This is a genomic window from uncultured Gimesia sp., assembly GCF_937919775.1.
In the GTDB taxonomy this organism is placed as follows: Bacteria; Planctomycetota; Planctomycetia; order Planctomycetales; family Planctomycetaceae; genus Gimesia.
Genome location: NZ_CALFPF010000533.1, coordinates 1 through 10,976 on the forward strand (window position 1 = coordinate 1; position 10,976 = coordinate 10,976).

Sequence of the window (10,976 nt, forward strand, 5' to 3'; positions counted from 1 at the left end):
GACGTTGTGTTGGATCTTAACGGGTGCCATTTGCATTTCTTTGGGATTACAACCATCGCTCACCGCATCTGCCCAGGAACTCTCAGCGAAATCTGTTGCTGATTCGATTGAACGCGGTCGGGATTTTCTGGTGAAGCAGCAGAATGGCGACGGTTCTTGGCCTGCTCCCGGCGGCTCCTATACGGTGGGGGTGACCTGTCTGGCATTGATGGCCATCATCAATTGTGGAATGACAGCCGAAGATGAGCCGGTTCAGAGAAGCTTAAAATATTTACGGTCGCTCCGTCCTGATGAAGCAAAGGGGACCTATCAGATCAGTCTCATGATCATGGCTCTGGCGGCTGCCAAGGATGGTAAGCGGGATTTGACTTTAATTCAGTCGCTGGTGAACCATCTGGAAGCGAGCCAGGTCAAAGCGGGGCCTGATGCCGGAGGCTGGAGTTATGGTCCCGGAATGGCGATCGGCGGCGGAGGCACGGCGGACCGAAGTAACAGTCAGTATGCGGTGCTCGGTCTGAGAGATGCCGTTCATGCCGGAGTGCCTGTCAGTCTCAGTACGTGGAAATTGATCCGACAATATTGGAGCACACAGCAAAGCCCGGACGGCGGGTGGGGATATCAATCGAGAGCAGGGAACAGCAGAGGCAGCATGACGGTCGCCGGCATCGCGACGATGGTGATCGTCAATTCGATGCTGGGAGACGATCTGAAAATCAATCCGGATGGGACTCCCGTCTGTTGTGAAAAAAAAGAAGTCGATGAATCAATTGAACGCGCGGTACGCTGGATGGCCAGTCATTTTTCTGTGGGTACGAATCCCGGCGTTAATTCATGGTTACTGTATTACCTGTATGGTCTCGAGCGTGCCGGTCGACTCAGTGGGACACGTTTTTTTGGAAAACACGACTGGTACCGGGAAGGAGCCGCTTTCCTCGTGGAGAGGCAGTCCGTGCGGGATGGCTCCTGGAAGGGCTCGGGACAACTGGAAGGCGACCCTATTTTGGGAACCAGTTTTGTGCTACTGTTTCTTTCCAAAGGTTTGGCGCCGGTACTGATCAATAAGCTGGAATACAAAACCGAGCCACAGGTAAATCAACCAGATACCATTCCTAACTGGAATCATCATCGGAATGATATCCTGAATTTAACCGATGCCTTATCGGGCCGCCCTGATTGGCCGAAGCTGCTCACCTGGCAGACTGTGAATCTAGAGCTGGCCATCCAGGCGGGGAGCGTGCAGGTTCTCAGACAGGCGCCGGTTCTGTTTATCAGCGGGCTGGAGAATCCCAAGTTCGGCGAGAAAGAAATCGCCATGCTGAAGCAGTATGTGGAACAGGGGGGCTTTATTTTCGCGGTGGATAATTGCAATGGAGCTGGTTTCGATCGGGGATTTCGTGAGTTGATTAAAAGCATGTATCCGCAGGGAGAAGCGCAACTCAAGAGGCTGACAGCAGAGCATCCCGTATTTCGCTGTGAGTATTTACTGGATGCGGAAAGCGTAGAACTTTATGGCGTGGATGTCGGCTGCCGTACTTCAATCATTTACTGCCCTGATGATCTAGCCTGTTTGTGGGATAAGTGGATGCGTTTTCCCCCTAAAGAACGCTCTCCCCAGGCGACCTCGATGATTACACGTGCAGTCCGAATTGGCACGAACGTGATCGCCTATGCCACCGGCCGCGAGCCGCCGAATAAACTGGATCAGGAAGAACTGGCCAATGAAGGAGGCCTGCAGGATCAGATTGAACGCGGCTTTTTACAGATCGCAAAGATTCGCCACAATGGAACCTGGGACGCAGCCCCGCAGGCGCTGCGTAATTTATTAAGAGCCCTCAACCAGAAAGCAGGCATGGTCGCGTCCACAAAAACACCGAATCTGCCTGCCAGTGATCCGAATCTGATGAAGTATCCGCTGCTGTATATGCACGGACGAAGTCAGTTCAGCCTCTCCAAAACGGAACAGGCGACGTTAAAGCAGACGCTGGAAAATGGGGCCGTCCTGTTTGCGGATGCCTGCTGCGGCTCTCCCCCTTTTGATCAGAGTTTTCGACAGATGATTCAGGAGATGTTTCCCACAAAACAGTTAAAACGGATTCCAATCGATCATCCGCTGTTTTCGGAAAAAACGGGCTATGATGTTCGCAAAGTCAGACGCCGTCAAATGGAAGTTGACGATGTCAACCAGCCGCTCAAAGCGCAAACGCTCGTGGTCGAACCATTACTCGAAGGCATCGAAATCGACGGGCATCTCGCGGTGATTTACAGTAAGTACGATATCAGTTGCGCTCTGGAACAGCAGGCTTCAGTTGCCTGCGCAGGATACATCCCACAGGATGCCATCAATCTGGCGTTGAACATCGTGCGTTATGTATTACTTCAGGACATTTCTTTCGCAGAAAAAGTCGAAGCCATCAAAGTCGATTAAGTTGGAAACTGAGAGCTCTTTATACAGATTTGGAAAACAGGCAGCGTAATGAACGAACAGAGTGATCAACAAAAAAAAATTACAATCGGAGCCAGATTGGTAGGCGCAGTGATCGGTTGTGTGTTTGCGGGGATCGGTCTTACCGTTTTAGGTGCATTATGGTCGGGGGCTCTGGCGGCACCATTTCTCTTTCGGATTTTCGGGTCGTTTGTCGCGATTCCCTTTATGGCAATCGGTGGATTTACGGCCTACTCTGCTATCACAGGTCTTGGTTTGCAAAAATCAAATCTGGTTAACTCTGCATCAGTGAGTACAAAACAAGGCTCGTATTCATGCCCCAACTGTAATGCACCGCTCTCGGACGAGTTTGATGTTTCACCGCACGGTGATGTGAAGTGCGAGCATTGTAACGGCTGGTTTAATATTCATCATGCTTGAACGCCGAATTCAACCGGTCAGCCGTCCCGCTTTGAATTCAATGGTTGCCTATGCGCTTTATCGTGTGTAAAAGCGATGGTTGCTGACATTCAAAGCCAGCTCATTGCAGCGTGTTTAAGCGGCTCTGCGAATGTCTTCTCTCACCGGAGTGACAGGCAGGTTTGCGAACGGTGTTTTGATTGAGGGTCGCAGATAGTTCCAGTAAATCGAACAAAGTTCAAAGAAGGCTTTGAGGAAATCGGTAGGTTTCACCTTTGAGCCGGCAACATCCCTCCATCTCGTCAGCGGTAGTTCATAGACGGTTTCTTCCAGAGCAGGGCAGTTGAAGAACTTTTCCATTTGACGTGCGCGGGCCAGAAGTTCTACGTCGAAAATCCAGTTTGTCAGAAATCGTGTGGCAAACAGAGTCTCGCATTCCGGCGTCACCCGAAAGAGTTTGGCCCCGCATTGAGAATCGTAAATGGGAAGTTTCAATACAACAGAGGCCGCGGTGGCGAAGATGCGGCCCAGGTAGTGCCGTAACTGTTGCCGTTCAATCTGCCTGCCCAGCAGTTTGACCCGCGCTCCGATGACCAGCGCCAGTTGCGGACGCTGGTCGAGTTGTGCAGCAAACTCCGGAATCATCTCCAATGGGGTGGCAAGATCTGCATCCCAGAATCCGGCATAATCGACATTCGCCTGCATTGCCTGCTGCATTCCCTGTCGTACGGCTTCCGCTTTTCCCTGATTCCGCGGCAGGTGAAGTACATCAAATGCCTCCGGGACAGAGGCTTTCAAATCATCCAGAATCAAAGCAGTCCGGTCGCTACTCCCGTCATTGACGAATAAAAACCGATGGTTCTGATGTGTCATCGCATACTTGCGAAACTGCAGAACCTCTAAGCGCTGCTCTTCATTAAAACAGGGAATGACGATGATCGCGGTTGACATAAGTGAGTTGTTACCCGATTCGTTCGAATCGCAGCGAATGCTTGAATTTGTCGAACTGGTGAAATTGCGGCTGTAACATCAGAACGTGCCTGTTTTCAAAAGACGCGCTCTGGTGCATTCTGAAACCGGGGTGTACCAAAAAAGCGTTTTTATGTCAAAATCGGATTGCGTATACGTAAAAAAACAGAAGCCCAGAGAAACCGGACTTCTGTTTTTAAATTCAAAAAAGGTCGTAACCTCTTATTATTCAGTAACTTTGATCGAGTAAAGCCGAGATCGATCAGAAACATACATCTTGCCATTGGCAAAGGTCGGAGTACTGTAGATTGAAGAGTTGAACGTTTTTTCATCCAGCAGTTTCTTTTCTTTGCCGGCCTGAAGAATGATCAACATCCCATCTTCGTTTCCAATAAAGACTTTTCCATCCACCACCATCGGGGAACCCCAGCAGGCGGCGAACATGTCGTATTCCCAGTAACGTTTGCCGGTAGCAAGGTCGAGGCAGTGAATGAATCCACTGAGATCCGGAGCGTAAACCAGTCCATCATCCACGGCGACGGTAGACATGGTGCGTCGGAATAACAACTCACCTTTCTTGCCTGTCAGTTTACCATCAACGTCTTCCCCGCCGTAATGCCAGATCTGGCCTGATGCAGGATTATCTTTCCAGCCGTCTTTGCCGTCAGAAATCTGCGGGCTGATATCACCTGTTTTGGTGGCGTCGATGCGGTAAATGTGACCCACGCCTTCACCGTGTTCGGGGTCTTGTCCCACTCCCAGAATCACACTGTTGTCATAAAAGACTGGAGTGCTGATAAGAGCGTTGCGTGTTCCACGGCCTCCCAGTTCCCACTTGGCATCTTTGGGATTGAGATCGAATTTCCAGATCAGTTTGGCATTTCCATCTCCGTCACCTTCGGGAGTGAAAGCATACAGCCAGCCATCTCCGCCGGGGAAGTAGACCTGGACCTTGCCATTCACAACGCCGACCGCAGGTGAAGACCATTGGCCATGCAGAATTTTATCGAAGGGAGTATTGTCTTCCCAGAGGATCTTTCCAGTCTTCTTATTGACTGCCAGGAAGCAGGGGGCACGGGGCGCTGGTACTTCCAGGTGTGCTTCGTCAACTCCATTGGAGGTCAGCAGAAAGACGTAATCACCGTGAACGACGGGCGAACTGGTTGCCAGATTATGAGGAAAGACGCCCAGGTCTTCGATCATGTCCAGCGACCAGATAATATCGGCGTCTTCCTTGTCAGTCTCTTTTTCATCTTTGACAGGGCCGTCATTTTCGTTGTCGTAAAACCCGTTTGCATCCAGGCACATCAGTTCGCAGCGGTTTGTTACAACCCACAGCCGATCGCCTTCGACACAGGGAGCAGAGCAGATACCCTGTTCCGGCCAGTCATTGACGCGACCCTGGGGGAGTTTTTCGCGGGACAACTGCCACTTGAAATCGCCCGTCTTTTCGTCAAAACAGAGTACGACACCCAGGTCATCTTCATATTTAGGACGGTATTTTCCGCCATTGTTGGTTCCGACATAAACCTGACCATTGGCGACAACCGGATTCCCATAAGTTTGTGAGCCCAGTTTCGAAACCCAGAGAACGTTTTCTCCTTTTTCCTCGCCTTCACCCGGTTTGAAGTCCAGAGAAACGCCGGTGGTCTTATTGACCATGTTGCGAGAAGCATCGCCGCCCCACATCGGCCAGTCGCCGGTGACGGTTCCTTTTTTGCCAGCAGCGGCAGTTTTGCTCTCCTCACTTTTGGGGGCTGGTTTTGATTCCGGTGTTTTTTCCGGTGTTGGTTCCGGTTTTGGTTTTTCTTCGGCTTTCGGTTTGGCTTCCGCTTTGGGAGTCGGATCGGCTTTTGGTTTTTCAGGTGCTGGTGATTCCGCTTTGGGCTCGGCCGGCTTGCCTTCTGTATTCAGGGCAGGACCCGATTTTTTCATTTCCGGTTCTGGGTCGGGAATGGTTGTTCCCGCGCCAGCTGTTGTTGAACCTGCTTCTTCCAGAGGAGCGGCACCTCCCAGTTCGGTTTCCGTTCCGGGAGCAGGTTTGGTCGATGCGTCACGAGATTCACAGCCTGTTGTGGTCATGACTGCACAGCATGCAAGTGAGTTGAACAGGGCGAATCGAATTAGAAACTTTTTCATTATTTATCCTCAGAGACAATGATGTTATCGAAGTAAGCATCCGCGAGACGGTAAAGATAAAGCCCAGGACTTCCTTTTTCGTTAGCATGTGGGTCTGAGGCTTCAATGGTCCAGTTTTCTGGTTCAGGCTTATCTCGAGGCCATACTTTACCTTTCACCATTGCCTGACCATCCTTGATTTCAACTTTCAGTTTCATCGTATACCAGACGTCCGGATCAGAACGGAACCGAACTTCTTTGGCCATTCTCAAATGCGGTGCCCAGCTTTGAATGGCCAGCTTTCCAGAGTTGCCTTTGAGGATCAGGTCGTAACGGTTGTCCGTCACGCCAACACTGGCCAGTTTTCGTTTTTGTTCTTTCATAAATACATCAGCCTGAACTGTGTATCCGTTGGGAGCCAGCTTGCTCATGTCAGACGGCCCTAACCAGACGCTCGCACTTGGTCGTCCTTTGCCGGGGCTTGTGAGCATGGCGGTAGTTCCATCGACTTCAGTAGGCTGAAGTTTAAGAAACGCATTGACCCACGCTGGTGGAACCTGTTTCCCCTTATAACCTTCAAAATCAAATTTCCAGGGAAGGGGAGAAAAGACGCGAATTCGGGCTTCTGCGGTTAAGTCACCAACCTTCACGGAAACCGTTCCAGCGATGGGTGTTTTCAAATCGGCAGGAGCAGTCACGCTCATACCGTCCACTTTCGCCGCTTCGAGCCCTTTACCAGGAACGATGGTGGCATCGACTTTTTTGATGAACTGACCGTTCTCATCATAGGCCAGAACTTCATAATCAACCTTATCCCCTTGAACTACTTCCACTTCATAAGGAACTAACTGCAACGAAGCAATTTTATCCTGCTTCGGTTTTTCCTCTGCCAATGGGGGCACAGGATCGCTGCTCGGTTTTCTGGTTTCATCGCCGATGCAGATGGTTCTGTCACGTGTAACAAAATAAATCCGACCATCGGCAATCGCCGGTGATGCGTAAATTTCGTCCATGCCTTTATCAACACGTGCCAGCAGTTGGACGTGTGAAAGCTCTTCGCATTTTTCGCGGCTTGGTTTCAGAATATGAATGTTGCCATTCACTTCCATCACATACAGTTTCCCATCTGCCCAGACAGGAGAACCTTTTCCGACGGTTCCCAGACTGTAATACCAGAGTTCTTTCCCTGTTTTGCTGTCGTAAGCATACATCCGACCGGTGTCAGCCACGACATACAGAATCCCGTCTTTGACGAGCAGGCTGGCGTAGCCCGCTTTGACACCATCCACACGCCAGACGCTGCCTGTTTTGGTGATGTCACCGCGAAGTGATCCGTCAATACATTGAACTCGACCAAAGTCGACAGTATCAATATTGTCTTCTCCGTGCGTGATGTAAACATATTTTCCATCCGTAACGGGTGAGCTGTTCAGCCCGCGTTTGGACATGAGAAAGCCCCAGAGTTTTTCTCCGGTTCTGGCGTTCATGGCATAGCAGCCACCATCTCCGTTCCCGGCAATCAGCATTCGAACGCCATCGATGACCGTGACGATCGGTGCAGAATAGTTGGTATCGAAAGGAGCACCGCCCGGAGCCGCGGTCCAAAGCAGTTTGCCGGTTTTCTTGTCAAACGCGTAGTAGGTTTGTTTTGGCGGGGGGGAAGCCGTCTTGCCCCAGTTGAGATGCATGAAGCTGACGATCACAAGGTTTTCGTCGATAATCGGTGTTTGTGTCCGACCGCCGTAACCGGAAATTCTTCCATAATCTTCAGTGAGGGATTTTTCCCAGAGCACTTTGCCATCGCCTGAGTAGCAACGGAATAAACCGCTGACTGAGTGAACATAAACGTTGCCGGTTTCCGGATCGCCGGCCATGCTGGCCCAACCCACGCGCGGCGAGGGGATATCAGTTTGAAAGACGTTGAACTCATCTTTCCAGAGTACTTTGCCTGTCTTGGCATCCCAGCAGACGACCTGCTCTCTGGCATGCACTTTCTCTTTCGGATCAGTGACATCATGGTGCGTCCGACAATTCAGATACACGCGACCATTTAAAATAATGGGAGCAGAACGCCCGCCAATATCTGATTGCCAGAGTATATTTTTTCCGTCGAGAGACCACTCATCAACCAGATTGGTTTCACGGGAAATACCATTATGCTCTGGACCGCGCCAGTGTGCCCAGTCGCCAGCAGAGGCAAGAGAGGCGGTGAAAAACAGCATAACGGAGCCGACGAGCACCATGTTCATTCTTCGCATAGAAGATCCTCACTGTTCGTTTTATAGAATGTGGTATCACTGATGAAGGACTACAAACCTTTATACAGGCTTGCTGTCTCAGCTCTTAAGGTGGGAGGGTTCAGCCCCTACATATAATACAGTATTGAAGTTGTCCGGGTATTGCAATGGTTTCATCTGAACTCTCAACCAGATTTAATAAGAGCATATTCCTTTATAATTAACGCTGTTTAGGCCATAATCAAGGGTCTGACGCTATTAATATGTATGTATTCTGATGCAATTTAATTGACAAGGGTTAATTTTCTTATGTTTCCTCAAGTACGAATGCGGCGAAATCGTCGTACAGACTGGTCTAGACGGTTGGTTTCTGAAAATCAACTCTCGGTCAATGACCTGATCTGGCCTGTATTTATACAGGAAGGCACGAATCAGAAAACAGAGATTCCCTCGATGCCGGGAGTGCAGCGTCTCACCATCGATCATCTGGTTGAAGCCGCCAAATCTGCAGCGGACCTGCAGATTCCTGCATTGGCTCTATTTCCCGCGACCGATCCCGCGAAAAAAACCGAAGGAGGCGAAGAAGCATTTAACGCCGAAAATCTGGTCTGTCGTGCCGTCCGGGCATTGAAAGCAGAAAACCTGAATCTGGGGATTCTCTGTGATGTGGCTCTGGATCCTTATACCAGTCACGGGCAGGACGGCCTCGTGAAAGACGGATATGTCGTGAATGATGAGACAATCGAAGTTCTGTGTCGCCAGGCGGTGGTTCAGGCGGAAGCCGGCTGCGATATTATCGCCCCCTCTGACATGATGGATGGCCGCATCGGTGCGATCCGGGACGCTCTGGATGAAGCCGGTTTCCAGCATGTACAAATCATGGCGTATGCAGCGAAATATGCGTCTGCCTTTTACGGTCCGTTCCGCGATGCCGTCGGTTCGGGAACCAATCTGGGATCCGGCGATAAACGTACCTACCAGATGGATCCCGCCAACAGCGATGAAGCAATGCGCGAAGTCGGCCTGGATATCAGTGAAGGTGCCGACATGGTGATGGTCAAACCGGGCATGCCTTATCTGGATATCGTCCGCCGCGTCAAAGTCGAATATGAAATTCCGACCTTTGCCTATCAGGTAAGTGGTGAATATGCCATGATTTCTGCAGCAGCCCAGAATGGGTGGCTGGACCGGGAACGCTCCATTCTGGAAAGCCTGCTCTGCTTCAAACGGGCCGGTGCAGATGGCATTTTGACCTATTTCGCGAGAGAAGTTGCGGAATTACTGCAGGCGAAATAGATGAAAATTTGGTGAGGAAGCGGATTCTTTCGATTCGAATGCTGCGGAAAATGGCGGGATTCGCTATAATCTCCGACTTGTTTTTGAAAAGAGTTCGCCCATTTCCCTTTGGCTGATAGAATTCGTTCTTCGCGATTTTTAAAAGAGTTTGCTGCTTTTTCGAACTTCCGTTCTGGAAATAGTGTCACAATTCTTTTCCGAGAATCCGATAATGTGTATTTACGGCTTTTTTAATTAGACGACGAGGTGTATCAGTGCAATTAACGGGACATGCCAGCAGTCAGGAAACGATTGCGCTCTTCGCGAAATATGTCATTCCCAATTACGGTCGCTATCCGATCAGCCTGGTACGCGGCGAAGGGAGTTACGTCTGGGACGCAGAGGGTAAACGTTATCTCGATCTGTTCCCCGGCTGGGGCTGTAATATTCTCGGCTATTGTCCCGAGCCGGTTGTGGCTGCCATTCAGGATCAGGTGACGCGCCTGATTCACGTGCCCAATACCTGGTACACCGAAGCACAGGGACGGTTTGCAGAGTTTCTCTGCACGCGAAGTTTTGGCAAAGCCTTTTTCTGTAACAGCGGTGCCGAAGCGGTCGAGGGGGCGATTAAACTGGCCCGGCTGCACTACGATGGAAAACGTCCTAAAATTATTACCTGCGAAAATGGTTTTCACGGCCGAACTTTCGCCGCAGTGACTGCTACCGCACAACCCAAATATCATGCGGGTCTGGGACCATTGGTCGCCGGCTTTCGTTATGCTCCTTATAACGACCTGGAAGCAATCGCCAGTCTGGTCGACGATGAAACCTGTGCGATTATGGTAGAACCGATTCAGGGAGAAGGGGGCGTTAATATTCCCGATGAAGGGTATCTGGCCGGCCTGCGAAAGATCGCGGATGAAGCCAACTGCCTGCTGATTTTTGATGAAGTGCAAACGGGCATGGGGCGAACCGGCACCTGGTTTGGTCATCAGCAATGGGGCGTTCAGCCTGATATTATGACAATGGCCAAAGGTATTGCCGCCGGTGTCGCCGCTGGTGCCTTTATCGCAACAGATGAAGTCGCTCCCAGTTTAAGACCGGGAATGCATGCCAGCACGTTTGGCGGAAATCCACTGGCGATGGCGGTGGGACTGGCCACCGGTCAGATGATTGAAGACCAGAACCTGCTGGAAAACTGTCAGGTGATGTCGAAACAATTCGAGCAATTCTTCGAACAACTGAAAACGGAATTACCCATTATTCGCGACGTGCGCGTCCGCGGAATGATGATTGGCGTCGAATTGAATATTCCCTCCGGCCCTGCTGTCGGAAAATGTATGGAACGCGGTCTGCTCATCAATTCCACGCATGATACGGTCGTTCGATTACTGCCTCCTTTGAATGTGACCTCGGAACAGGTCGAGGAAGGCTGCGAGACAATTGCAACAGTTCTTCGGGAAATGGCTGAGGAAGATTAACGCTCCGCAACGGCTCATTTCATTACAATAAATTGATCTATTCACACATTCCTG

The 10,976-nt window shown here is 50.6% G+C and carries 7 protein-coding genes; 4 read left to right on the forward strand and 3 right to left on the reverse strand.

The window, feature by feature from the left end:
• The coding region (locus Q0294_RS15295; protein ID WP_366917982.1) for a DUF4159 domain-containing protein at positions 1 to 2,425 on the forward strand (2,425 nt) is incomplete at its 5' end.
• 48 nt (positions 2,426 to 2,473) lie between these two features.
• On the forward strand, positions 2,474 to 2,863 hold the full coding sequence (locus tag Q0294_RS15300) for a hypothetical protein (RefSeq protein ID WP_299467174.1): 390 nt from the start codon (positions 2,474 to 2,476) through the stop codon (positions 2,861 to 2,863).
• A 114-nt stretch (positions 2,864 to 2,977) separates the two neighbouring features.
• Here the strand turns inward: Q0294_RS15300 and Q0294_RS15305 are convergent, their stop codons facing one another.
• The 3 genes from Q0294_RS15305 to Q0294_RS15315 form a co-directional block, all read right to left on the reverse strand.
• Positions 2,978 to 3,793, reverse strand: coding sequence for a dolichyl-phosphate beta-glucosyltransferase (locus Q0294_RS15305; protein ID WP_299467176.1), 816 nt, complete (start codon positions 3,791 to 3,793; stop codon positions 2,978 to 2,980).
• Positions 3,794 to 4,036: 243 nt separating this feature from the next.
• Positions 4,037 to 5,950, reverse strand: a complete 1,914-nt coding sequence (locus Q0294_RS15310) for a PQQ-binding-like beta-propeller repeat protein (RefSeq protein WP_299467178.1) — start codon at positions 5,948 to 5,950, stop codon at positions 4,037 to 4,039.
• The gene (locus Q0294_RS15315) at positions 5,950 to 8,187 is read right to left on the reverse strand and encodes a PQQ-binding-like beta-propeller repeat protein (protein WP_299467180.1); all 2,238 of its coding nucleotides are present in this window, start codon (positions 8,185 to 8,187) and stop codon (positions 5,950 to 5,952) included. Before Q0294_RS15315 ends, Q0294_RS15310 begins: the two co-directional genes overlap by 1 nt.
• 288 nt (positions 8,188 to 8,475) lie before the next feature.
• On the opposite strand from Q0294_RS15315, the gene hemB reads away from it, so the two are divergent.
• Both hemB and Q0294_RS15325 read left to right on the forward strand, forming a co-directional pair.
• Positions 8,476 to 9,462 (forward strand): porphobilinogen synthase, encoded by a 987-nt coding sequence (hemB, locus tag Q0294_RS15320; protein WP_299467182.1) that lies wholly within the window; start codon positions 8,476 to 8,478, stop codon positions 9,460 to 9,462.
• A gap of 254 nt (positions 9,463 to 9,716) precedes the next feature.
• Positions 9,717 to 10,922 (forward strand): aspartate aminotransferase family protein, encoded by a 1,206-nt coding sequence (locus tag Q0294_RS15325; protein WP_299467184.1) that lies wholly within the window; start codon positions 9,717 to 9,719, stop codon positions 10,920 to 10,922.
• The last annotated feature ends 54 nt before the right edge of the window (positions 10,923 to 10,976 follow it).

Excerpts from the sequence above, each read along its gene's own strand:
- Q0294_RS15305 (WP_299467176.1), bottom strand. The coding sequence starts at position 3,793 with ATGTCAACCGCGATCATCGTCATTCCCTGTTTTAATGAAGAGCAGCGC.
- Q0294_RS15310 (WP_299467178.1), bottom strand. The coding sequence starts at position 5,950 with ATGAAAAAGTTTCTAATTCGATTCGCCCTGTTCAACTCACTTGCATGC.
- Q0294_RS15300 (WP_299467174.1), top strand. The coding sequence starts at position 2,474 with ATGAACGAACAGAGTGATCAACAAAAAAAAATTACAATCGGAGCCAGA.
- hemB (WP_299467182.1), top strand. The coding sequence starts at position 8,476 with ATGTTTCCTCAAGTACGAATGCGGCGAAATCGTCGTACAGACTGGTCT.
- Q0294_RS15315 (WP_299467180.1), bottom strand. The coding sequence starts at position 8,187 with ATGCGAAGAATGAACATGGTGCTCGTCGGCTCCGTTATGCTGTTTTTC.